This is a genomic window from Streptosporangium amethystogenes, assembly GCF_000721075.1.
Taxonomy (GTDB): Bacteria; Actinomycetota; Actinomycetes; order Streptosporangiales; family Streptosporangiaceae; genus Streptosporangium; species Streptosporangium amethystogenes.
The window spans coordinates 58,858-82,036 of record NZ_JOEQ01000018.1; the positions used below are offsets into that span (position 1 = coordinate 58,858).

Consider the following 23,179-nt stretch of genomic DNA (forward strand, 5'->3'; position numbering starts at 1 on the left):
CCACCTGACCGAAGTCCTCGCACGAGGCGTACCCCTCCCTCCGGTCACAGTGACGGTCCGAGTCGCGGTGTGCCCGTCCGGCTGGACCACGCTAGAGGAGCGGAGCGAGGCACCCTCCGGTTGCGGTGGCGGCCCGAGCCGCGATGCGCCCTACCAGACGATCACACTCGCCCCCGAGCCAAGCCATGACCGGCAACGACAAACCGCAGCAAGCCGACCAACGGCCGACAGGTCACGACGGGCCTGACGAAATACGGCGAGCCCCCTGCGCTCCTTCCCGCACCGCTGCTTCAGCTACGGCGATGGACCCAGAACGACCCCTGTACGGATTGCTTCAGCGTCCAAGAGCCCGATGGGCAACCCGTAAGAAAGCGACTACGGCCCGCAGGGCGTACGGCGGGACAAGGGGTGCGCGGAGGTGGGTGGGTGCTCCGGGCGGCTTATAAGAATCCGCGACCACCGCGCCCGCCAGGCCGAAGGCCTGACCCCCAGACCCGCCACCAACGACGGCCGCCCGGAGCACCCGCCCACCGGAGCGCGAACACACACCCACGAAAGCACCCACCAAAGCGCTAACACACCCGGCAGGGAGAACCCGAACAGACCGCCTGCTAAACGGAAACGGAAGCCGCTGCCTTGGCCGCGGCGGGAAGGGCGTCCGCGATGCGGGAGAGCGCCTCGTCGTCATGGGCGGCGGACAGGAACCACGCCTCGTACGCCGACGGCGGCAGGTAGACGCCCTGGTCGAGCATCGAGTGGAAGAACGCCCGATAGGCGGCGGTGTTCTGCCTCTGGGCGGCGTCGAAGTCGACCACCCGCTCGTCCGTGAAGAAGATGGAGAACAGGCTCCCGGCACGCTGCAGGCGGTGCGGCACCCCGGCGGCGGCCAGCGCGTCGGCGGCGGCGCGGCCGATGACCAGGGCCGCGGCGTCCACCCGGTCGTAGACGCCCTCGTCGCAGGCGCGCAGGGTGGCCAGACCGGCGGCGCAGGCCAGCGGGTTTCCGGACAGGGTGCCCGCCTGGTAGACCGGCCCCTCGGGAGCGAGGTGAGCCATCACGTCGGCGCGACCGCCGAACGCGGCGGCGGGCAGGCCACCGCCCATGACCTTGCCGAAGGTCATCAGGTCGGCGTCGACCGGGTCGAGCCCGTACCAGCCCGCCTCCGAGACCCGGAAGCCGGTGAGCACCTCGTCGATGATCAGCAGGGCGCCGTGCGCGGTGCACAGCTCCCGCAGCCTGGCGTTGAACCCGTCCAGCGGCGGGACGACGCCCATGTTGGCCGGGCACGCCTCGGTGATCACGCACGCGATCTCGGCGCCGAACGCCTGGAACGCCTCGGTGACCGCCTCGATCGAGTTGTAGGGCAGCACCACGGTGTCGGCGGCCGAGGCGCCGGTCACGCCGGGGGTGTCGGGCAGGCCGAAGGTCACCAGGCCGGAACCGGCCGAGGCGAGCAGGGCGTCGACATGGCCGTGGTAGCAGCCGGCGAACTTAATGATCTTGGATCGGCCGGTGAAGCCACGCGCCAGCCGTACCGCGGACATGGTGGCCTCGGTGCCGGAGCTGACCAGGCGGATCTTCTCCACCGGGTCGACCCGGGCGACGATCTCCTCGGCGAGTTCGACCTCGCCGGCCGTCGCCGTACCGAACGAGGTGCCGTCGCGCAGCGCCTCCTGAAGGGCCTCGATCACGGCGGGATGCCGGTGACCGAGGATCATCGGCCCCCACGAGCAGACCAGGTCGACGTAACGGTTGCCGTCCACGTCGGTGATGTAGGGCCCCTGCCCCGCAGCCATGAAGCGCGGCGTGCCGCCGACGGCTCCGAAGGCGCGGACCGGGGAGTTGACACCTCCCGGGACGATCTCACGTGCGCGGGCGAACAGGTCCTCGGAGTTCTCAGTACGGCTCACGTCCACCAGGGTAGTCACCGCGGGACGAGCCTCCGCCTGCGGCGTTCCCGCCCCGGCCTCGCCCCCCGGAGAGACAGAGCCGGGAAGCACCTTCCCCACCGGACACACCCGCGAACCAGCGAGAACTAGAAAAAATCATTCCAGAACGGGACTTCTGCCCCGGGACACCGGGACATCACCTGGGAGATCCTGCCCATATGGCAGTCACGACGCCCCCCGCACATCCCCCCGCCGCCCGGCCATCCGGTGTCCACGCCGTGCTCAACGGCATCCTGGTCTACGGCGCGCTGGCGCTGGTCGCCGGGGGGATCTACTCCGGCCTGACCTGGCTGACCGGCGCGCTGTCCGGTGGCGAGGACCCGGTGGCCGGGCTCGTCGCGGCGCTGACCGTGGGCGCGATCTTCCGCCCGGTACGGCTGCGCCTGCAGTGTGCCGTGAACCGGCTGCTCCGCGTCGAGCACGACCCCTACCGGGTGGCCGACCGGCTGAGCCGCACCCTGCAGGAGGCCGTGGACCCCGCCGAGGGGCTGGCCACCGCCGCGGTACTGGTCCGCCAGGCGCTGCGCGCCGACGGCGTGGCCGTCGAGGTCCACGGCGGCACCGTCACCGACGGCGAGCTGAGGGAACGGCCGGTCGAAACTCCGCTGGTCTGGCACGGGGAACCGGTCGGACGACTGCTCAGCAGCGGTCCCGCCCCCTCACCGGACCTGCTGAACGTGCTGGCCCGGCACCTGGCCGAGCTGGCGCACGCCGTACGGCTCACCGCGGACCTCCGGCGGTCCAGGGAGCACATCCTCACCACCCGGGAGGAGGAACGGCGCAGGCTCCGCCGCGACCTGCACGACGGGCTGGGGCCGACGCTGGCCAGCCTGGCGATGACCGTGGACGAGGCCAGAATCCGGCTGGAGCGGGACCCCGAGGCCGTGGAGGGGCTGCTGATCCGGGTGCGCGACCAGATGGGCACCGCGATCGTCGACGTCAGGGACCTGGTGTACGGTCTGCGCCCGCCCGCGCTGAAGGACCTCGGCCTGACCGGCTCGCTACGCTCGCTGGCCGACGCGCCGGGACCGCGGGTGGACGTCGCACTGGCCGGTTCACTGAACGACGTACCCCCGGCGGTGGAGGTGGCGGCCTACCGGATCGCCCAGGAGGCGCTCACCAACGTCCGCCGGCATGGCCAGGCCACCATCACCCTGGTACGGGCCGAGGTGGTACGGGCGGTCACCGAAGGCGGATCCGACGGCACGGCGGACGCCGCGACGGCGGGCGGCGAGTTGCGGCTCTCGATCGCCGACGACGGGATCGGCCTGCCGGAAAAGGTCCGCGGCGGCGTGGGCCTGCTCTCCATGCGCGAGCGGGCGGCGGAGACGGGCGGCTCGTGCACGATCGGGCCGCGTCCGGGCGGCGGCACCGAGGTCGTCGCCCGGCTACCCCTCGGAACGGAAGCACCGTGATCTCCTTCACCGGCGAAACCTCACTCACGGACAACGGAGCCGGCATGACCTCCCCCGCGACCGCAGACCCCGTGACCGCAGACCCCGTGACCGCGGACCCCGTGACCGCAGACCCCGTGACCGCGGACCCCGTGACCGCGGACCCCGTGACCGTCCCCGGGAACGGAGGCGGAACGACCTCCTCCACCAACGAAGAGCCCGCGACCGCCCCCGCGACCGCAGACGCCTTGCCCTTCCCCAGGGACGAGGACCCCCTGACCTCACAGGCCGCGGGGAACCGGCGGCGGACGGCATTGGCCGTTCTCGTCTGGACCGGCGCGGTACTGGCGCCGGTCTGCAACCTCCTGGCGGTCTGGCTGGTCGAGTTGAGCGCCTCGACCTGGCGCGAGGACTTCATCACCCTGGATCCGACGGTCTTCCTGTTCCCGGTCGCCGGCGCGTTCCTCGTCACGCGCCGGCCCCGGCTGCTCGTCCCCTGGCTGCTCTGGATCAGCGGGGTGGTCGGCGGCCTCTACTACCTGGCCTACAGTGCCGCCCACTGGTTCTACCTCACCGACCCCGGAGGGATCACCCTCTACCTCGGGTGGCTGGCACTGTGGCTGTGGCTGTGGCACGTTCCGGTGTTCATCTCGCTGCTGCCGCTGCTCTTCCCCGACGGCCGGCTGCCCTCCCGGCGCTGGCGGCCGGTCCTGTACGCCAACCTGGTCCTCATGGTCGGGCACTCGCTGTTCCTGGGACTGGCCCCGGATCCCGAGTTCGAGCTCCAGCTGCCGATCGCGAACCCCTTCGGTGTCGAGGCGCTGCGTGAGATCTCCCCCGCCGTGGAGTCGTACATCGGCGCCCCGATGATGGCGCTCACCGCGCTCGGCGTGCTCTCGCTGGTCTTCCGCTATCGGGCGGGCGACACCGAGCTCCGGCGCCAGATCGGCTGGTACGTCGGCGCGCTGGCGGTGCTTCTGCTCTCCTGGATTCTCCGGGTGGCGACCGGCTCCTGGTTGCTGGGGGCCACGGAGACCCTCTTCATGGCCGGAGTGCCCCTGTCGATCATCGCGTCGGTGCTGCGCTACCGCCTCTACGGCATCGACGTCGTGCTCAACCGGGCGCTGGTCTACGGCTCCCTCGTCGCGGTCACCGGAGGCGTCTACTTCGGGCTGATCTGGCTGGCCGGCGCCCTGGCCAGCGACCTGGGCCAAGGCGCCGGGCTGGTCTCCGCGCTGGCCGTGGGCGGTCTCTTCCACCCCGTACGGCTACGGCTGCAGCGGTTGGTGGACCGGGTCTTCGCCGTCGAGCGCGACCCCTACCGGGTCGTCGGCCTGCTCGGCCGTACCGGGCAGGGAGCGCAGGACCCGACGGCGGCCCTCGGTGAGGCCGTGACCCTGATCCGCGGGGCACTGGGAGCCACCGGGGTCGGCGTCGAGGTCCGCACCGGGCGGGGCGCGACGCGCGTGTTCACCGACGGGGAGCTTCGGCCGGGGGTGACGGAGATGCCGCTGTTCTGGCACGCGGACTGGGTCGGAACCCTGATGGTGGCGGGGGTCCGGCCGGGCCGCGAGCCGATGGAGGTGCTCGCCAGGCACCTCGCCGAGCTGGCACACGCCGTACGGCTCACCGCCGACCTGCACCGCTCCCGGGAACGCATCCGGTCCACCCGCGACGAGGAGCGCCGCAGGCTGGGCAGGGAGCTGCACGACGGGCTCGGCCCGGCGCTGACCAGCGTCACGTTCGCCCTCGACGAGGCGCGGAGAAGGCTCGACACCGATCCTCAGGCCGTCGGGAGGCTGCTGGTCCGGATCCGCGAGGAGATGATCGCGACGATCGCGTCGGTCCGCGAGCTGGTGTACGGCCTGCGCCCGCCCGCGCTGGACGATCTGGGTCTGGAGGGCGCGCTGCGGGCAGCCGCCGGAGAGACCGCGGTAACCGTGGACGGCCCGCTGGACGACCTGCCCGCCGCCGTCGAGGTCGCCACCTACCGCATCGCCCAGGAGGCGCTCACCAACGCCCGCCGCCACGCCGGCGCGACCACCGTCCTCATCCGGCTGCGCCGCCTGCCGGGCGAGCTGCGCGTGGAGGTCGCCGACGACGGGATCGGCCTGCCCGAGAACCCTGTCGCGGGCGTGGGGCTGACCTCGATGCGCGAGCGGGCGGCGGAGGTGGGAGGCTCATGTGTGATCGGTCACAGGCCGGGCGGCGGCACGGAGGTGATCGCCAAGTTGCCGGTGGAGGAGGCCAAGTGATCACAGTACTGATCGTGGACGACCACCCGGTCTTCCGGCAGGGGCTTCGCGGCCTGCTGGGGGTCATGGACATCGAGGTCGTCGGGGAGGCCGCCGACGGCCAGGAGGCCGTGGCACTGGCCGCCGAGCTCCAGCCCGACGTGGTCGTGATGGACCTGCAGATGCCCGGCGGCAACGGCATCGAGGCGACCAGGACGATCATCAGGACCAGCCCGCGGATCGGGGTGCTGGTGCTGACCATGTTCCGTGACGACGACTCGGTGTTCGCCGCGATGCGTGCCGGGGCCCGCGGTTACCTGCTCAAGGAGGCCGGAGCCGAGGAGATCGCCCGCGCCGTGCACGCCGTCGCCGCCGGCGAGGCCATCTACGGGCCCGAGATCGCCCGCCGCGTCCTGGCCTACTTCACCGGCATGCCCGATCCATCACGTACCGCCTTCCCCGAGCTCACCGAGCGGGAGCGGGAGGTGCTCGGGCTGGTCGCCCAGGGCAGGGGCAACGGCGAGATCGCCGGGATCCTCTTCCTGTCCGGCAAGACCGTGCGCAACCACGTCTCCAACATCTTCATGAAGCTCCAGGTGGCCGACCGCGCCCAGGCGATCGTCCGCGCCCGCGAGGCCGGCCTGGGGGGCTCTCCCTGACCGGGCGGCCTCCTCCGTACCGGAGTCACTCGCAGACGTCGGCGAGAAACTCCAGGACGCGGAGCGGGTCGGGCAGCGGGCGGCCGTCCGGCGGGCGCAGCCACGAGCAGTGCCCGCCACTGGGCAGGAGCGAGGGCGGGGCGAGGACGTAGCTGTCGCGGCAGTGCCAGCGCAGACCGGGCATCTCGTCGATGGTGGACGGACCGAAATCGAGGGCGCAGGACCACCACTCGTCCTCGTCGTCGGAGACGTTACGGGTGGCCACATAGAACAGGGCCCGGTCGCCGTTGACGGCGACCGGGCCCTGGGCTGCTCCGGCGGAGTCCATGCTCGCGAGGGCGGTGCGCCCCGCGGCGAGCGGTACGTCGAACACGTCGAACACCCGCCCCGTGGGGAGAATCACATTCGCCTCGGGTTCGTACCGCCACCAGTTGGTCAGCAGGGTGGGGTCGGTGGTGGCCTGCATCTGCCAGGCCACCGAGAGGGGGTGGCATCCCGGGTCGGGACAGCCGACGCGGTCGCAGGAGCAGGAGCGCGAACCGCCTCTCAGCGGCCGCGCGCCCAGACAGCTCGCCCAGCCCAGCGCGGCGTACTCCAGCACAGAACTGATCATCTGCTTCGGATGGCCATGTCGTCTGTTTCGACGAACCATCGGTACCCCGACCATTGTGTCCTCCGTCGTCCGCGCATCCCGCGTGCCACCCGGATGCGACGACCTGTCCACGCTCTGGTCAGTGGGAACGTCAAACCCCCCAGGGTCTACGCCACCTGGGACACATCCGCACCGGTTATCGCACTCTAACGCACACGTATCTCCAGCAAGCGACTAACCTCCAGTTCTCGGTACGTGCCGCCGGTCTCATCTCAGCTTCGCGGCGACCTCGGTCGCCCAGTAGGTGAGGATCATGTCGGCCCCCGCCCTGCGGATCGCGACCAGCGACTCCATGATCACCCGATCCCGGTCGATCCAGCCGTTCGCGGCGGCGGCCTCGACCATGGCGTACTCACCGCTGACCTGGTACGCCGCCACCGGCACGTGCACGGCGTCGCGCACCTGGCGCAGGATGTCGAGGTAGGCCAGGGCCGGCTTGACCATGACGGCGTCGGCACCCTCGTCGAGGTCCAGTCGCACCTCGCGCAGCGCCTCCCCGACCGGTCCCGCCGCGTCCTGCTGGTAGGCGTTGCGGTCGCCGAACTGCGGAGCGCACTCGGCCGCCTCGCGGAAGGGGCCGTAGAAGGCCGAGGCGTACTTGGCCGAGTACGCGAGGATCGGCACCTGCTCGAAGCCGTCGCCGTCCAGGGCCGTCCTGATCGCCGCCACCTGGCCGTCCATCATGCCGCTCGGTGCGATCACCTGCGATCCGGCCCGTGCCTGGGCCACCGCCGCGGCCGCGTAGCGCTCCAGGGTGGCGTCGTTGTCGACCTCCCCCTCACCGGTCAGGATGCCGCAGTGCCCGTGGTCGGTGAACTCGTCCAGGCAGGTGTCGGTCATCACGACCATCGTGTCACCCACGTCGGAGACCAGATCGGCGACGGCTCGCTGGACGATCCCCTCCGGATCGTCGGCCGCCGACCCCCTGCCGTCCTTCACCGCGGGGATACCGAACAGGATCAGCCCGCCCACCCCCGCCTCGGCCGCCTCGTGGGCGGCCTTGCGCAGCGAGTCGCGGGTGTGCTGGAACACCCCGGGCATCGAGCCGATCGGGTTCGGCTGGCCGATGTCCTCCTTCACGAACATCGGCAGCACCAGCTCCGCCGGGTGCAGCCGGGTACCGGCCACCATCCGGCGCATCGGTGCCGTGCGGCGGAGCCTTCGCGGGCGTGCGACAGGGAACTGGGCCGTCATGGTGTCTCCCCCTCCCCCCGGCCGGTAAGGGACTGCGGGCCGGAGGAGCTCGATGTGTGTGCCGGCTCACCGCTCGCCGCGACGCGCCGCTGCCTCATGGCGCGCCGCCCGGCACCGCACATCACGCACCGCGTTCCGCGGCACTCCGGTCGCCACGCCCTACCACCTGTGGCGACGCACCGCCTGCCGGGGCGCCGCCGGTCACGGCCCGGCGCGCTCGCGCAGGACCGTCGAGCACGGCCTGCCCGCCCTTCTCGCGTGGGCAGCCGCCTTGTTCAAGGTTACTTGGCGCGGCGCCGGGCCCCTCTTCGGGTCTGCGAGGGCCTGCGGGGGACGTCCCCCGCCATGACCGCTGCCTGCCGCTGCTTGGCACCGTACTCCGCCAGCGCCGCCGCGAGAGCGGAAGTCGAAGGTTTGTCGGCCATGACGTCGACCCTGAGCCCGAATTCCTCCGCGGTCTTGGCGGTCTGCGGGCCGATCACGGCGATGACCGTGACGTTGTGCGGCTTGCCCGCGATGCCGACCAGGTTGCGGACGGTGCTCGACGAGGTGAACAGCACCGCGTCGAACCCACCGCCCTTGATCGCCTCGCGGGTGGGGGCGGGCGGCGGCGCGGCACGGACGGTCCGGTAGGCCGTCACGTCGTCGCACTCCCAGCCGAGCTCGATCAGCCCGGCCACCAACGTCTCGGTCGCGATGTCGGCACGCGGCAGCAGCACCCGGTTGATCGGGTCGAGCATCGAGTCGTACGGCGGCCACTCGACCAGCAGGCCCTCCGACGACTGCTCGCCGGACGGCATCAGATCGGGCCTGACGCCGAACTCCACCAGGGCCCGCGCGGTGCTCTCACCCACGGCCGCGACCTTGAGCCCGGCGAACGCGCGGGCGTCCAGGCCGTACTCCTCGAACTTCTCGCGCACGGCCTTGACCGCGTTCGCGCTGGTGAAGGCCACCCACTCGTAGCGCCCCGTGACCAGGCCCTTGATCGCCCGATCCATCTGCTGCGGGGTGCGCGGTGGCTCGACGGAGATCGTGGGGACCTCCTCGGGCACCGCGCCGTACGAACGCAGCTGGTCGACCAGGCCGGCCGACTGCTCCTTGGTCCTGGGCACCAGCACCCGCCAGCCGAACAGCGGCTTGGTCTCGAACCAGGACAGCCGGTCGCGCATGCCGACGGCTTCCCCGACCACGATCAGCGCGGGCTCGACCATCCCGGCATGCTTGAGATCGGGCCCGATCCGGCCCAGCGTGGTCACCACGGTGTGCTGCTCGGTCGTGGTTCCCGCACTGCTGATCGCCACCGGCGTCGAGTCGGGACGGCCGGCCGCGATCAGCGCCTTGCCGATCGGTACGGCCTCGGCGACGCCGTTGTAGATCACCAGAGTGCCCGCTCCCGCGGCGTAGGCGGACCAGTCCTTGATCTGGGTCGCGTCCACCACCCGGAACTCGGGCACCGACACCGCGGCCGGGATCCCGGCATAGGTGAGCACCGCCGTGGCCGGGGGCACGCCGGGCACGATCTCGAAGTCCACCTCCGCCTTGGCGCAGGCCGCGACCTCCTCGGTGATCGAGGAGAAGAACATCGGGTCGCCCGCGCACAGCCGCACGACACAGCTGCCGCCCTTGGCTGCCTTGACGGCCTTCAGCGAGACGGCGCCCTCCTCTGCCGCGCCGATGATCTCGACGCCCTCGCGGCAGTGACGTAGCAACGAGCCGTACGCCTCCTGATCGAGGATGACGATGTCCGCTCTGGAGAGCAGTTCGGCACCGCGTAGCGTGAGCAGCCCCTCATCGCCGGGCCCTGCACCGACAAAGGCGACGAACCCGGACGGGTGCTCGAAGGTGGTACTTCCGGAGCTCAATGTGCCTGCTCCCCTATCAACGTGCCGGCCCCTTCGGCGATCATCTCGGCCGCGAGGTCGCGACCAAGATCCATGGGCGCAGAAGAGCTCCCGGCGGCGGACTTGCGCACCGCCCGCCTGCCGTCGACGGCGACGGCGGCGGCGGTCAAAAACAGATCGTGCCCGTGCTCGGCCGCGTACGTGCCCAGCGGAGCGGCGCACCCCGCCTCCAGGGCGTTGAGCACCGCGCGCTCGGCGGTGACCTCGGCGCGGGTGCGCGCGTCGTCGAGCACGCCCAGCAGCTCGATCATGTCGGCTCTGTCCGAGCGGCACTCCACGGCCAGCGCTCCCTGACCGGGGGCGGGGAGTATCTCCTCGACCTCGAAGATCTGGGAGATCTCGGCCTCGCGCCCCAGCCTGCCGAGCCCGGCGGCGGCGAGCACGACCCCCTGCAGTTCGCCCGAGGTCACCTTGCCGATCCGAGTGTCGGCGTTGCCCCGGATGGGAACGTAGTCGAGATCAGGGCGGATCATCCGGAGCTGAGCGATCCTGCGCGGGGAGCCCGTGCCGATCTTCGCTCCGGACGGCAGGTCGGCCAGCTTGGCGACGCTCACCAGGGCGTCCCTGGGGTCGTCGCGCGGCGGGATCGCCGCGATGACCACGCGCGGGTCGGGCGTGGTGGGCAGGTCCTTCAGCGAGTGCACCGCGAAGTCGATCGAGCCCTCGATCAGCTCGTCACGGAGCGCGCTGACGAAGACGCCCGTACCACCGAGCTGCGTGAGGTCGCCCTGGGTCACGTCGCCGAAGGTGACGACGCCGACGAGTTCGACGGCCCTTCCGGTCAGCTCGGTGAGGCGGTCGGCGACCAGGCCCGACTGCGTGGTCGCCATGACGCTCCGCCTCGTGCCCAGCCGGAGCGGAGGAGAAATGCTGCTCACAAGCCTGCCTCCTTCTTGCTCGGCTCGGTGTTCCTACCCTGCTCGACGTCGATCGTCTCGATACGCCGCACCGCTTCGGGCACCTTCGGGTCAAGATTGAACAGCTCGCGGAGTGCTTCCGCATAATGATCGCCCGCCGACGACTCCGCCAGCTGCTTGACACGCACGGTGGGCTCGTGAAGCAGCTTGTCGACCACCCGCCTGACGGTCTGGGTGACCTCGGCCCTGACGTGTCCGTCGAGTTCGGGAAGCCGCGCGACGAACCGCTCAAGCTCCGTCTCGACCACCTGCGCCGCCTTGCTCCGCAGCGCCACCACGGTCGGCGTGACCCGCGCGGCGCGCTCGGCCGACAGGTAGGCGGCGACCTCCTCGGCGACGATGCCGCGCACGGAGGTGACGGCCTCGGCCCGGCCACCGTCGTCGGTGCCGGCATCGGCCCCGCTCTCCTGCATGGACTCCAGGTCGACCAGTGTCACGCCGGGCAACCGCCGTACGGCGAGGTCGACGTCGTGCGGCAGGGCCAGGTCCAGGATGAACATCCGGTGCGGAGTGACCATGTCGGCGGTGATGACCACGTCGGTGGCGCCGGTGCAGGAGATGACCAGGTCGGCCCTTGCCAGCTCCCTCTCCAGGTCGCCGAACTCGGCGGCCCGGCCGCCGACCGTCTGCGCCAGCCGTACCGCGCGCTCGTGGGTCCGGTTGACCACCACGATGTCGGTGAGACCCGCCCGCTGCAGGGTCGCGGCCGACAGGGCGCTCATCGAGCCCGCGCCGACCACCAGGGCCCGCGTCCCCTCAAGAGGGCCGAGGGCCCGCTCGGCGAGCGTGAGCCCGACCCCGACGAGTGAGGCGCCGGCCCGGTCGATGCCGGTCTCGGTGTGCGAGCGCTTACCCACCCGGAGTGCCTGCTGGACGAGTTCGTTGAGCGTCGGGCCGAGCGTGCCCTGCTCCTGGGCCAGCCTGAGCGCCGAACGCACCTGGCCGAGGATCTGCCCCTCGCCCAGGACCATCGAGTCGAGGCCCGAGCCGACCGAGAACAGGTGCTCGATCGCACGATCCTCGTAGTGCACGTACAGGTGGGCGGCCAGTTCGTCCATGGAGACGCCGGAATGGGTGCTGAGCAGCCAGGAGATCGACGTCACCGCGGCGTGGAACCGGTCGACCTCGACGTAGACCTCGACCCGGTTGCAGGTCGAGACGATCATGGCCTCGACGACGTGGACATCCCGATGGACGTCCTGGAGCAGCTTCACCAGCGAGTCACCGGAGACGGAGACCCGTTCCAGCAGGGCCACCGGGGCCGTGCGGTGGCTCAGGCCGACGACGAGAACGCTCATCGACCCTCCACCGCCTTCCCCGAGAGGGCGCGGTCCGCCCTCGTCGTCCCCATGTTCGTGGCACGCGTCGTAGTGATCACGCTCATCGCGGTCGCCCGGAAAGGCCTGAAGAGTGTGTGCCCGTCAGTTCGTGCGCGGTGCTTCCTCACAAGTCCACCGCCTCGGGCCACTCCTCGGCCATCGTGGGCCCCCCAGTCATCCGATCCGTCTTACGTTGCTCGTGGAACGCAAGGATCTGTAGTTCAATCGACAGGTCGACTTTACGGATATCGACGCCTTCTGGAACAGAAAGTACAACGGGGGCAAAGTTCAGGATGCTGGTGACCCCCGCGGCAACGACGCGGTCGGCCACCTGCTGGGCCGCCACTGCCGGTGTCGCAAGCACCACGATCGACACTCCCCGCCGTCGTATCACGGCTTCCAGCTCGTCGATGTGCTCCACATTCAATCCCGCGATGTGGTCGCCCACCACTTCAGGGTCCGCGTCGAGCAGCGCCGCGACCCTGAATCCTCGGGAGACGAACCCGCCGTAGTTGGCGAGCGCACGACCGAGGTTACCCACTCCGACGATGGCAACGGCCCAGTCCTGGGTGAGGCCCAGCTCACGGGAGATCTGGTAGATCAGATATTCGACGTCGTAGCCGACCCCCCGGGTGCCGTACGACCCGAGGTGGGAGAGGTCCTTGCGAAGCTTGGCGGAGTTGACACCGGCCGCGACGGCCAGGTCCTCCGAGCTCACGGTCGCCAGGCCACGCTCGGCCATGCCGTTCAGCGCTCGCAGATAGAGCGGCAGCCGGGCGACGGTCGCCTCGGGTATGCCGCGTTCGCGGGCTTGGGACAGACGGCGGATCACGTGCCGGAGCTCCAGGGGGACAGGCGACCGGCGCGGCCCGGACGCGACGGATGACGAGGTGAGGCCACTGTCATTCAGGTTAGTCCTTTTGTGAACCGGTGCACAAAGTGAGTGTTCACAATCTTGGCCATCCCCTCCGCCGGTTCGTGGTCCGACCCCCTCATCAGGGCCCTGACCTGTGCCTTCGGCAGGTTCCCCGGCGACCGTCACCGGCCTGCCCGCCGCCCGCCACGCAGGTCGACGGGCAGTCCGGCGTGGCGCCCCGACTCGGCTACCGTGGCGGTCATGTCACCCCGAGACCATCGCATCACCCTGCTCGGCAAGCCCGGTTGCCACCTGTGCGACGACGCGCGGGCGGTGATCGAACGGGTCGCCGCCGAACTCGGCGTCCCATGGGAGGAACGCGACATCACAGCCTCGGCGGAGGATCAGGAACGGTACGGGGAGATGATCCCGGTCACCTTCGTCGACGACGTGCAGCACGACTTCTGGCGCGTCGACGAGAACCGTCTCCGCGCCGCCCTCGGCGCCTGAGACGTCTCCCCCGATCCGGCGCGCGGACGACCACCGCCCGCGCGCCGCGTTCACGGCCTGAAGGCCGTCGGGAGCGGCATCACCTTCGCGGCGTTCATGGTGAGCTCGATGACGTTGGTGGCGAGCACCATCGGCTGGCGTTCGGTGACGAAACGCTCCGTGTGCGGCTGGCGTTGATGGTCGCTGTAGGCGACCTCGTCACGGTAGATCTCGTAGACGATGCGCTGGAGCGGCGCCGACTTCACCGAGTGACAGGCGTAGATGAGCGTGTCCGGCTCGGATCGGCGTACCGCCTCGACGGTCTCCTCGGCGAGCCGGTCGAACCTCTCACCGGTGCCGTCGAGGAGGGTGAAGACGGTCAGCATGCCGAAGATGCTCGGCGAGGGACGGCCCGAGCCGCCCGGCGGGTCACCCGCCCCACCCGGGCCCCCCGGGCTGTCCGGGTACCTGGCACCGCTTGAGGGGGCGGCGCCGAACGCCTGGTCATAGCCGTGAAAACCGCCTCGCCCCTGGTCCATGCCCGGGGAGGGCGCGCCGCCGAACGCCTGGTCGGCGGGCATGGGCTGGAGACTGCCCGGCCTGCCGAACTCACCGGTGGCGGGCCCGGCGGTCCTGCCGAACTCACCGGTGCCCGGACCGGACTGCCTGCCGGGGCCGACAGCCCCGTGCCTGCCGAACTCGTGGGCCGGGATGTCGTACTCGCCGGTCGCCGGCCCCCCGGGCGGCATGCCGAACTGACCGGTGACCGACGGCTGTGCCCCGGGGGCGCCACCCCGTCCGCCAAGGTCGCCGCCGAACGGCTGGTCGGGGGAGGGCATGCCGAACTGACCCGTGACCGGCGGCTGTGCCCCGGGGGCGCCACCCCGTCCGCCAAGGTCACCGCCGAACGGCTGGTCGGGGGAGGGCATGCCGTACTCACCCGCCATGAACATCCCGGTGGCGGGTCCGCCGAACCTGTCGTCGCCCGGCGGAGGCTGCTGAGGCTGCTGCCCCATGCGCGCCGCGTAGTCGACGTCCCGGTCGCCCGCGCGGTACTCGGCGACGAGGTCGCCGAGTCCGGAGCGGCGGGGAGGCTCCTCGGCCAGGGCTCGGCCGCCAGGGGCCTCCTGGGACATCCTGCGTCCGGCGACCTGCACGTCGCGGGGCTGGTACTCGGGGGGCCGGAGTGTCGGGGGGCGGTTCTCCCAGTCGTCGTCCGCGGCCTCCTCCTCGTCGTCCTCGTAGGGCGCGAGCGGGCGGAGCATGGCGTACCAGACGGCGGCGGCGGTGACGAAGAGCAGCAGCGCGGTGAACATTCCGGGCACCGCGAAGCTGACGGCTCCCACCAGGGCGAGACCGGTGGGGCCGAGCACCAGGAGCGCGTGCATGTTGTCGGCGTCGTAGTCGTCGCCGCCGCGCCAGCGCATGACCGCGAGCACCAGTCCGGCCAGCAGCACGATCGCGGCGATCACGTGGACGACAAGCAGCAGGTATTTCGACGGCAGGTCCCAGTGGTGACTACCCAGCGGGAGGACCTTGGCGAAGTCCTTGTCCTGCAGGACCGGGTCGACCGCCAGGATCACCGTCGCGATGACGGTGAGTGCGATCCCCAGGAGCCATGAGGCGAACCTGGCCGCGCCCTTACGGGCCAGCAGTTGGATGGCTCCGACCGCCAGCCACAGGGGTGCCAGCATGGATCCGGTCAGTTGATAAACGCGAAATGTTCCTGCCCCGAACCCGGTTAAGTAGCCGACGGCGATTACTCCGAGTGAGACGGAGAGAGACGCCGTCGTGATGCTCCAGGCGATCAGCCAGCCCTTGGGCTCACTGCGAAGACGGCTGATGAGAGCACCGGTGGCGATGACGGCGAGCAATGCACCAGCGAAGGCGATGACAGCGACGAGGACTTCCATGGTGTCTCCAATGCTGCCGGACATTACCCCCTAACCGGTAGCCGAACCCTTGGTCGGCTCCCGGAGTCGGCGTGAAAGAACCGACCCCACACCGTATCTGGCGATTACCCCCAGTCACGGCGCTTCGAAGTGGATTGTGGAATTACCGCTTGGTTTCCTAGAGTGATCAGGCACGCCGTACCCCCTTCCCCTCAGGGATACCGGATGCCTGAAACGTGGCCGCTCGCCGGGCACCTCCCCACAACCGTCGGGATGGCCCAGCCCGTCCGCAGCAACGACCTCACTCTGCGTGAGGATGCCTCCGAAGAACTCCGGAGGCTCGTTTTGCGTGCCAAAACCGGAGACACGGATGCTTTTGGCACGCTCTATGATCGCTACCTCACCCTGGTCTACCGCTATGTCTATTTCCGGGTCGGCTCACACCCGCTGGCCGAGGATCTCACGAGCGAGACCTTTCTCCGCGCGCTCCGCCGGATCACTGACTTCACGTGGCAAGGGCGTGATTTCGGGGCCTGGCTCGTGACCATCGCGAGGAACCTGATCACCGATCACTTCAAGTCCGGCAGGTACCGTCTTGAGGTCACAACGGCCGAGGTGATCGACACTCCGCTCGACGGCCCGCACATCCCGGAGAACGCCGTCGTCATCTCGATGATCAGTGACCGGGTGCTCAGCGCCGTCCGCGACCTGGGCCCCGAGCAGCAGGAGTGCGTGGTGCTGCGCTTCCTGCACGGCATGTCGCTGGCGGAGACCGCGCTCATCATGGGCAAGAAGAGCGGCGCGATCAAGGCGCTGCAGTTCCGCGCGATCCGCTCCCTGGCCCGCGCGCTCCCCTCGGACCTGGGCTGACGCCGCGCCCGCACCCCTTACCCCGCCCCGGGAGACCCCGGCGAGGGGAACCCGCGGGGAGAATCCCGCGGCCGGCCGGGCACCAGAGGATTGTTCACCATGCCGATGCCGGTGCGGCGCGTAACCTGACGTGCGGAGTCATCGTTAGGCAAGTGACACCGATGGATCATGAGCTGGGGGCGGCAGGGAGCGTTCATGGGGAAGTGGCTGCCCGGAATCTCGCGGAGATCGCAGGCTCACATCCAAAACCGTGTGTCGCGCCTCGGTAACCGTATGGCGACCACCCCCCGTCCCGAGTTCCACGCCAGGCTCCGCGAGCAGCTCACCCAGACCCCTCCCGGAGAGGACCTCTCGGAGCGGCCGCTGACCGGCCCGCGCCACTCCCGGCGCAGACCTCGTACGGAGCTGTTCACGCAACTGCTGAGCGTCGCCCTGGTGGCCGCGATGGTCGCCTCCGGTATATGGACCTACCGGTCGATGCCCGGTGACACCTTCTACCCGCTCAAGCGCGCCGCCGAGAGGACGCTGTTCCACCTGAGCACCGACGAGGCCGAGCGGGCCGGCCGCTCCTTCGGCTACGCGGAGACCCGCGCCCGCGAGGTCGAGGAACTCCTGGGCTCCGGCGAGCGCGAGGACATGATCGGGGAGACCCTCCAGGCGATGGAGGACACCACCCGCTCCGCGGTGACCTCTCTCCGGCAGGTCCGGCGCCGTGACGCCGCGAGCGCCAGGGAACTCAAGCGCTTCGTCCAGAAACAACGCACCCAGATCAGTGGGATGATCCCCAAGATGGACGCCGAGGATCAGATCAAGGCCCACGTCTACCTCAACTACATCGACGGCCTGGCTCCACCCGATTAACCTGTTCCGTCCGGGTCGTGCCATGGCGTATGACAGCGAGACGTCGCATTTGGCTAACACTGATCTCCCCCCGTGTCCCGGTTAAGCTGAGGTGCTATGAGGCGGCTACTACGACGACGGGGCGAAACGGCGACGGTCGGGGAGCAGGCGGCCGGAGAGGTCGCGGCCGCGGCCGCCGTGGCGATGCCGATGGCCGAACCCGACCCGGTGGCCGCCGCCTTCTTCGACGTCGACAACACCATGATGCGCGGCGCGTCCATCTACCACTTCGCCCGTGGCCTCGCCTCCCGGGGCCTGTTCACCAGCAAGGACCTGTTCAGGTTCGCGCTCGGCCAGGCGGTCTTCCGGATCCGCGGCGACGAGAACCCGGTCCACATCGCAGAGGCCAGGGAGACCGCACTGGCGTTCGTGGCGGGCAGCAAGGTCGAGGAGATCATCCGGCTCGGTGAGGAGATCTACGACGAGGTGATGGCCGACCGCATCTGGGCGGGCACCCGCGCCATCGCGCAGGCGCACCTCGACGCCGGCCAGCGAGTCTGGCTGGTCACCGCGACCCCGGTGGAACTGGCCCGCGTGATCGCCCAGCGCCTCGGCCTGACCGGTGCCCTCGGCACCGTCGCCGAGACCGAGAACGGTGTCTACACCGGCCGCCTGGTCGGCGACCTGCTCCACGGCCCGGCCAAGGCGGAGGCCGTCAGGGCTCTGGCCCGCAGGGAGGGGCTCGACCTGACCCGCTGCTCCGCCTACAGCGACTCGGCGAACGACCTGCCGCTGCTCTCCCTGGTCGGCCACGCCACCGCGATCAACCCCGACGCCGAGTTGCGCGACTTCGCCAGGGAGAACGACTGGGAGATAAAGGACTTCCGCACGGGGCGTAAGGCGACCTTGATCGGCCTGCCCATCGCGGCGGGCGCCGGGGCGCTCGCGGGGAGCATCGCCGCCGCCATCGCGCTGCGCCGCCACTACCGTTCCGGCGGCTGACCCCCCCCGCTCCGGCGCCCGCAGGACGGCCTGGTCCGGCTCCGGTCAGCCTGCCGTACGGGCGGCCGTGATCCGGTCCAGCAGCGCGGACAGTTCCCGGTTGACGGCCTCCGGACGTTCCAGGCCGATCATGTGGCCGGCCTCGGGGAGCACGACCAGCCTGGCGCCTGGCAGGGCCTCGGCGATGCGCCTGCTGTGCGCCGGTGGAGTGAGACGGTCACGGTCCCCGACCATGACAAGCGTCTCAACCCCGCCGAACGCGGCCAGCGCGGCCAGCTTGTCGTGGATGAGGAAGTCGCGGAAGAAACCGACCATGACCTCCGTCGGGGTGGCCGCGGCCATGTCGTTGACGAAGCGCACGTGCTCGCGTGGGGCGCGGGGCCCGAAGGCGACGTACCGGGTCACCGGCAGGTTGGTGCGAGATTTAAGGGCCACGCTGCGGTCGATGAGCGTGCCCCTGGCCAGCATGCGTTCGAACATGAGGGGCGTGACACGCGGGGCGAGCCGCCCGATCGGCCCGGGGAGTCCGAACGTGCCGCCGCTCAGCTGCCCGGACGACGTGCTCAGCAGGGCCACTCCCGCCACCCTGGCGGCGAACGTCTCCGGATGCCGCCCGGCGAACGCCATGACCGTCATACCGCCCATGGAGTGGCCTACGAGGACCACCGGCAACCCCTCGGGCACGGTGGCCTCGATCACCGCGGCGAGGTCGTCACCGAGCTGGTCGACGGTGCAGGCGTCGAGGGCACCTGCCGAGGAGGCGCCGTGCCCGCGCTGGTCGTAGAAGATCAGGGTGGCCCTGCCGGCGAGCGCCTCGCGCTGGAAGTGCCAGCAGTGCCTGTTCATCACCCAGCCGTGCGTGAAGATCACAGCCAGCTCGGGCGCCCCGGCCTCCTCGATGTCGACCGCGAGCCGTACGCCGTCGCCGGTGGTGACGGTGACCGACCGGCCGCGGTGCCCGCCGAGCGCCGTGCCCGCGTACGCCCTGCGCCGCCGTACGGCGACTCCCAGCGCCGCCCCCACGGCCAGTCCGGCGATGGCGGCCCCTGTCGCGGTACGGCCTGCGCCCATGACCACTCCCCTGATCCAGAAGACCGATGTTGAGCACACCATACCGACAGAAAGCACCCGTTGTTAGACAGTGTGACTAATAAAAACCGTCCCCGGTTGTCCCCCGGGCGCGCGCTCGCACGGCAGTTCTCCATGCCGGTCGGCGAGATGCCGGAGAGCCTCAGAAGAAGGGCGGGAACGCGTGACCGCGCTGGAGCCGGAGCTCGTCCAGCTGCTGCTGGATGGTCTCCCGGACCTGGTCCGTTAGGTTGAGGACCAGCATCGGGTCGTCGGCGTCGGCCGGGTCGAACTCGTCGGTACGGATCGGCTCACCGAAGCTGATCATCCACTTGGACGGGAGCGGGACCAGCCCGAGGAGCCCGAACCAGGGGAAAAGCGGCGTGACCGGCAGGTAGGGAAGGCCCAATGCCCTGGCCAGGAAACGCAGGTCACCGATCTTGGGATAGATCTCCTCGGCGCCCACGATGGCGCAGGGAACGATCGGCACGCCCGCGCGGATGGCGGAGGCGACGAAGCCGCCCCGCCCGAAGCGCTGCAGCCGGTAGCGGTCGGAGAACGGCTTGCCGACCCCCTTGAACCCCTCCGGAAAGACGCCGACGAGTTCGCCCTTGCGGAGCAGCCGGTCGGCGTCCTCGCGGCAGGCGAGGGTGTGGCCGGTCTTACGGGACAGGTGGCCGAGCACCGGGAGCCGGTAGACCAGGTCGGCTCCCAGCAGGCGGAGCGCGCGGCGCGCAGGATGTTCGTCGTGCAGGGCCACCTGCAGCATGAGCCCGTCAAGCGGAAGGGTGCCCGAGTGGTTGGCCACGACCAGGGCGCCAGAGTCGTCGGGCACGTTGTGCAGGCCGACGGTCTCGGTGCGAAACCAGTGGCGGTACAGCGGGCGGATCAGCTCCAGCAGCACCCTGTCGGTGAGCTCGGGATCGAATCCGAACTCGTCGACCTCGTACTCTCCGGTCACCCGGCGCCGCAGGAAGGCGAGCAGTTCGGCCAGCCTCTGATCGTCGCCTCCGCCCGCCGACGGCCCGGGGAAAGGCCCGTCCGGCGTCTCCTCGGAGACGGGCTCGCCAAAGGTGCGGGCGCGGGTGATGGGAATCACCTCGGCCTCCCGGCTCTCCCCTGCCGCCTCGGTCATCCCGTCACCGTCCGGGACAGCATGTCCATCATGACGGCGGGAAGGCCACCGGCCAGATCGCGCGCGCGGACGAAATCCGCGAAGGCGGTGGCGGTGGAGAACTTCGGCTTCCAGCCGAGAGCCTCGGACAGCAGGGCGGTGTCGACCACACGGCCGTGACACATCAGGCGGAGTTGCTCGGGGGAGAAGTCGACCAGCCCCGCGCCTCGGGCGAGGTCGCCCAGGAGACCGAAGACGGGAGAGGGCATCGGAAGCGAGAGCAGGCCCACCCGGCGCGCGCACTGCGACAGGAGCAGCACGCCGTCCCCGGCCACGTTGAACGTGCCGGGGTGGTCCTCCATCGCCATCCGCCGCAGCACCTCGACCGCGTCGTCCTCGTGAACGAACTGTAACCGGGGGTCGAACCCGAACACGGTCGGCAGGACGGGCTGGGCGAAGTAACGCGTCAGCGGGGAGTCGACGCCGGGACCCATGAAGTTGGCGAACCTGAGCGTCGACACGACCACGTCGCGGCGCCGCCTGGCAAAGCCCCGGACATAGCCCTCCACCTCGGAGGCATCCTTGGCGTAGCCGTGGCTCGGCGGCTCGGCCGGATCGGCGTTCTCGGTGAAGACCGCGGGGTCGTGCGGGGAGGAACCATAGACGGCGGTGGTGGAGCGCATGACGACACGGCGGACCGTCGCGGACCGCTGACAGGCACCGAGCAACTGCATGGTGCCGATGACGTTGTGCTCCTTCATGAGTGCCCGGCCACCGCTCCGGGGAGGAGCGCTCACCAGGCTCATGTGAACGACTGTGTCGATGTCGGCGGCCGCGATCACCTGCGCGATGTCGGGGCTGCGCAGATCGACGCGGACGAACTCCGTCCGGCCGAGAGGTACGCCGCCATCACGTGAGAGCGAGGGCGGCGGCACCGTATCCACTCCGATGACCCGGTCGATATCCGGGTCATCCGCGAGAACGCTCGCCACTCGGGCGCCGATGTGGCGCGAGACCCCGGTGACAAGCACGGTGTGGGTCATCGGCGCCTCGCAGATCCGCGCTGTTACTTCTTGTTACGCCGCTGGATGCGGGTCTTCTTCAGAAGCTTGCGGTGCTTCTTCTTCGCCATGCGCTTACGACGCTTCTTGATCACAGAGCCCACGGGACCCCCAGGTAGCTGGTAGCCGAGAATGTCAAACCGGCATGCGATAACACACCGGCACAACAGACTACCGGCGATCCACGGTGGATCGCCCCCGGGGGGACCCCGGGCACATCAACTCACGACGTGGCGCACACGTCGCTACCTCGACGAGACAGAGACCTGTCACATACAGGTCGCACCGGAAATCATGCTCCGGCACGACCGGAAGGGACAGACTCACGAGCCGTCAGCGCGCCTCGCCCACCTCACGGCCGAATGTTCCCTCCACCGGCCGCTCGGCTCGGCGCGCCGAGCCCCCTGTCTCAACCTGCCTCGATGTAGGCATCCCTGAGATAATCGTGCACCGCCTGCTCAGGCACCCGGAAGGATCGACCGACCCGGATGGCCGGCAGCTCGCCCGAATGCACGAGTCGGTACACAGTCATCTTGGACACCCTCATGACAGTGGCCACTTCTGCCACCGTCAGGAACTTCACCTCGCTGAGAGGTCTTTCGCCTGCACCCATCGGACGCCTCTTCCGCACGTGTATCCGGGTTATCCCCACTGGTGCCATTGCTCACGCACGTGTACTGCCGTCAGCGTAAGTCGAGAGGCCGGGCACGCAAACCCCCTATTTTCTCAGCCCTCTAAGCCTCACGTCAGCGAAACCGACAAAATCGCTGGCCAGCAGCCGGACCGTGCCCCTGTTTTCGATCTTGGAACGGACCAACTATCTCCTATTAGAGTCGCCCACAATCACCAAAAAGTTGGCAAACGGTCGGCGAGCTCCATGGAATGCAGGCGCGAAATACCTGTATAGGGATGGCCCGATTTGCGCATCCCCCGTCTCAGAGGGCTCGCGCGACCCTCGCGACCAGATGGTGCGTCAGCGGTTCGTAATACCTCGGTAGCACGTTGTCATCGAGCGGGACGGTCACCGCGATCTTGCCCTCGGCCTCCCCGACGAAGAGCGCGGGGTCGTTGCTGTCGGCGAATCCGACGGTGAGGATGCCCGCCTCGCCCGCCGCTCCGGCCCAGCCGTGGTCGGCGATCACCAGATCGGGACGGTCCGCGCCAAGCTCGGCGATCATGGCCCGCATCGGGGCGGGATCGTGGGTGTGCACGAGGGCGCCCTTGTCGTCGAGCATCGCGACGTCGTCCAGATAACGGATCTTGCGCCTGCGGCCGAACCCGCTGCCCCAGTACGACCACCCCTCGGCCGGGCTCATCAGGGCCGCCCCACGCGCCCGGAGCATCCGGGCCAGGGCCAGGTGAACGGTGAGCAGGCCGGTGGGGTGCCCGGTGGCGATCAGGATCCGCGGATTCTCCCCGCTGAGCACTCCCGCGATCGCGTCGCCCATCTTCTCGACCGCCTCGATCGTACGGTCGGGGTCGATGGTGTCCTGGCCCTCCCGGTGCAGCGGATCGGCCACCACACCGGCGGACTTGGCCATCAACTCCAGCACGTCCCGATAGGACCAGGCGCCGTCCACGGTCAGCCCGAACATGTAGTGCGGGTCACGGTTGGCCAGCGACCGGTAGTGGTCCAGGTTGTTCTCCCGGCTGGTCGCCACATCACCGGCGATCCGAGTCCGGACCAGGTGCTCACGAAGCTCGGCACGAGTCATCGGCGACGCTTCGCGTCGCGCTTCGGCCGCTGGGACCCGGTGACTTCCCTCGT

General features: G+C 70.0%; 21 protein-coding genes. 7 read left to right on the plus strand and 14 right to left on the minus strand.

Going from position 1 to position 23,179, the window contains the following annotated elements; all coding sequences use genetic code 11:
- Positions 1-611: 611 nt before the first annotated feature.
- Entirely contained in the window at positions 612-1,910 is a 1,299-nt protein-coding gene (gene hemL, locus IG98_RS0124860) for a glutamate-1-semialdehyde 2,1-aminomutase (protein WP_030916758.1), read from the minus strand.
- A 197-nt stretch (positions 1,911-2,107) separates the two neighbouring features.
- Between hemL and IG98_RS0124865 the strand changes: the two genes are divergently transcribed.
- From IG98_RS0124865 to IG98_RS0124875, 3 genes are read left to right on the plus strand one after another with little or no spacing between them, the layout of a single operon-like run.
- Positions 2,108-3,364 (plus strand): sensor histidine kinase, encoded by a 1,257-nt coding sequence (locus IG98_RS0124865; protein WP_030916759.1) that lies wholly within the window; start codon positions 2,108-2,110, stop codon positions 3,362-3,364.
- A 44-nt stretch (positions 3,365-3,408) separates the two neighbouring features.
- Positions 3,409-5,598 (plus strand): sensor histidine kinase, encoded by a 2,190-nt coding sequence (locus tag IG98_RS0124870; protein ID WP_245651694.1) that lies wholly within the window; start codon positions 3,409-3,411, stop codon positions 5,596-5,598.
- Complete coding sequence (locus IG98_RS0124875; RefSeq protein WP_030916764.1) at positions 5,595-6,236, plus strand: response regulator transcription factor; 642 nt, start codon at positions 5,595-5,597, stop codon at positions 6,234-6,236. Before IG98_RS0124870 ends, IG98_RS0124875 begins: the two co-directional genes overlap by 4 nt.
- 25 nt (positions 6,237-6,261) lie before the next feature.
- Here IG98_RS0124875 and IG98_RS0124880 read toward each other — a convergent pair whose 3' ends face one another.
- From IG98_RS0124880 to IG98_RS0124910, 6 genes are all read right to left on the minus strand, one after another.
- A complete protein-coding gene (locus tag IG98_RS0124880; protein ID WP_030916766.1) occupies positions 6,262-6,903 on the minus strand; it encodes a bifunctional DNA primase/polymerase in 642 nt (213 codons plus the stop codon).
- A gap of 192 nt (positions 6,904-7,095) precedes the next feature.
- Positions 7,096-8,082: a porphobilinogen synthase gene (hemB, locus tag IG98_RS0124885; RefSeq protein WP_030916769.1), complete on the minus strand. Its 987-nt coding sequence runs from the start codon at positions 8,080-8,082 to the stop codon at positions 7,096-7,098.
- Between the two features lie 281 nt (positions 8,083-8,363).
- Positions 8,364-9,944 carry a bifunctional uroporphyrinogen-III C-methyltransferase/uroporphyrinogen-III synthase gene (locus IG98_RS0124890; protein ID WP_030916772.1) on the minus strand — a complete coding sequence of 527 codons (1,581 nt, stop codon included), beginning with the start codon at positions 9,942-9,944 and terminating at the stop codon, positions 8,364-8,366.
- The gene (gene hemC, locus IG98_RS0124895; protein WP_030916775.1) at positions 9,941-10,861 is read right to left on the minus strand and encodes a hydroxymethylbilane synthase; all 921 of its coding nucleotides are present in this window, start codon (positions 10,859-10,861) and stop codon (positions 9,941-9,943) included. Before hemC ends, IG98_RS0124890 begins: the two co-directional genes overlap by 4 nt.
- Positions 10,858-12,198, minus strand: coding sequence for a glutamyl-tRNA reductase (locus IG98_RS0124900; protein ID WP_030916778.1), 1,341 nt, complete (start codon positions 12,196-12,198; stop codon positions 10,858-10,860). The genes hemC and IG98_RS0124900 overlap by 4 nt, the downstream gene beginning before the upstream one ends.
- A 145-nt stretch (positions 12,199-12,343) precedes the next feature.
- Positions 12,344-13,051, minus strand: a complete 708-nt coding sequence (locus IG98_RS0124910) for a redox-sensing transcriptional repressor Rex (protein WP_030916781.1) — start codon at positions 13,049-13,051, stop codon at positions 12,344-12,346.
- 285 nt (positions 13,052-13,336) lie between these two features.
- On the opposite strand from IG98_RS0124910, the gene IG98_RS0124915 reads away from it, so the two are divergent.
- On the plus strand, positions 13,337-13,585 hold the full coding sequence (locus IG98_RS0124915) for a glutaredoxin family protein (protein ID WP_030916784.1): 249 nt from the start codon (positions 13,337-13,339) through the stop codon (positions 13,583-13,585).
- 50 nt (positions 13,586-13,635) lie between these two features.
- Here the strand turns inward: IG98_RS0124915 and IG98_RS0124920 are convergent, their stop codons facing one another.
- Positions 13,636-15,477 carry a putative quinol monooxygenase gene (locus IG98_RS0124920; RefSeq protein WP_157594494.1) on the minus strand — a complete coding sequence of 614 codons (1,842 nt, stop codon included), beginning with the start codon at positions 15,475-15,477 and terminating at the stop codon, positions 13,636-13,638.
- 204 nt (positions 15,478-15,681) lie between these two features.
- Between IG98_RS0124920 and IG98_RS0124925 the strand changes: the two genes are divergently transcribed.
- The 3 genes from IG98_RS0124925 (at position 15,682) to IG98_RS0124935 (ending at position 18,168) form a co-directional block, all read left to right on the plus strand.
- The gene (locus IG98_RS0124925; RefSeq protein ID WP_051752836.1) at positions 15,682-16,326 is read left to right on the plus strand and encodes a sigma-70 family RNA polymerase sigma factor; all 645 of its coding nucleotides are present in this window, start codon (positions 15,682-15,684) and stop codon (positions 16,324-16,326) included.
- A gap of 273 nt (positions 16,327-16,599) precedes the next feature.
- Positions 16,600-17,187: a DUF5667 domain-containing protein gene (locus IG98_RS0124930; RefSeq protein WP_157594495.1), complete on the plus strand. Its 588-nt coding sequence runs from the start codon at positions 16,600-16,602 to the stop codon at positions 17,185-17,187.
- Between the two features lie 96 nt (positions 17,188-17,283).
- Positions 17,284-18,168 carry an HAD family hydrolase gene (locus IG98_RS0124935; RefSeq protein WP_030916797.1) on the plus strand — a complete coding sequence of 295 codons (885 nt, stop codon included), beginning with the start codon at positions 17,284-17,286 and terminating at the stop codon, positions 18,166-18,168.
- A 45-nt stretch (positions 18,169-18,213) separates the two neighbouring features.
- On the opposite strand, the gene IG98_RS0124940 is transcribed toward IG98_RS0124935, so the two are convergent.
- From IG98_RS0124940 to IG98_RS0124965, 6 genes are all read right to left on the minus strand, one after another.
- Positions 18,214-19,239 carry an alpha/beta fold hydrolase gene (locus IG98_RS0124940; RefSeq protein ID WP_030916799.1) on the minus strand — a complete coding sequence of 342 codons (1,026 nt, stop codon included), beginning with the start codon at positions 19,237-19,239 and terminating at the stop codon, positions 18,214-18,216.
- 160 nt (positions 19,240-19,399) lie between these two features.
- A complete protein-coding gene (locus IG98_RS0124945; protein WP_030916802.1) occupies positions 19,400-20,371 on the minus strand; it encodes a lysophospholipid acyltransferase family protein in 972 nt (323 codons plus the stop codon).
- Positions 20,368-21,393 (minus strand): NAD-dependent epimerase/dehydratase family protein, encoded by a 1,026-nt coding sequence (locus tag IG98_RS0124950; RefSeq protein ID WP_030916805.1) that lies wholly within the window; start codon positions 21,391-21,393, stop codon positions 20,368-20,370. The genes IG98_RS0124945 and IG98_RS0124950 overlap by 4 nt, the downstream gene beginning before the upstream one ends.
- A gap of 23 nt (positions 21,394-21,416) precedes the next feature.
- Positions 21,417-21,515 carry a 30S ribosomal protein bS22 gene (locus IG98_RS49020; RefSeq protein ID WP_018654693.1) on the minus strand — a complete coding sequence of 33 codons (99 nt, stop codon included), beginning with the start codon at positions 21,513-21,515 and terminating at the stop codon, positions 21,417-21,419.
- 305 nt (positions 21,516-21,820) lie between these two features.
- Positions 21,821-22,024 carry a helix-turn-helix domain-containing protein gene (locus IG98_RS0124960; RefSeq protein WP_012887307.1) on the minus strand — a complete coding sequence of 68 codons (204 nt, stop codon included), beginning with the start codon at positions 22,022-22,024 and terminating at the stop codon, positions 21,821-21,823.
- A gap of 322 nt (positions 22,025-22,346) precedes the next feature.
- Positions 22,347-23,126 carry a phosphatase gene (locus tag IG98_RS0124965; protein ID WP_030916807.1) on the minus strand — a complete coding sequence of 260 codons (780 nt, stop codon included), beginning with the start codon at positions 23,124-23,126 and terminating at the stop codon, positions 22,347-22,349.
- Positions 23,127-23,179: the final 53 nt, after the last annotated feature.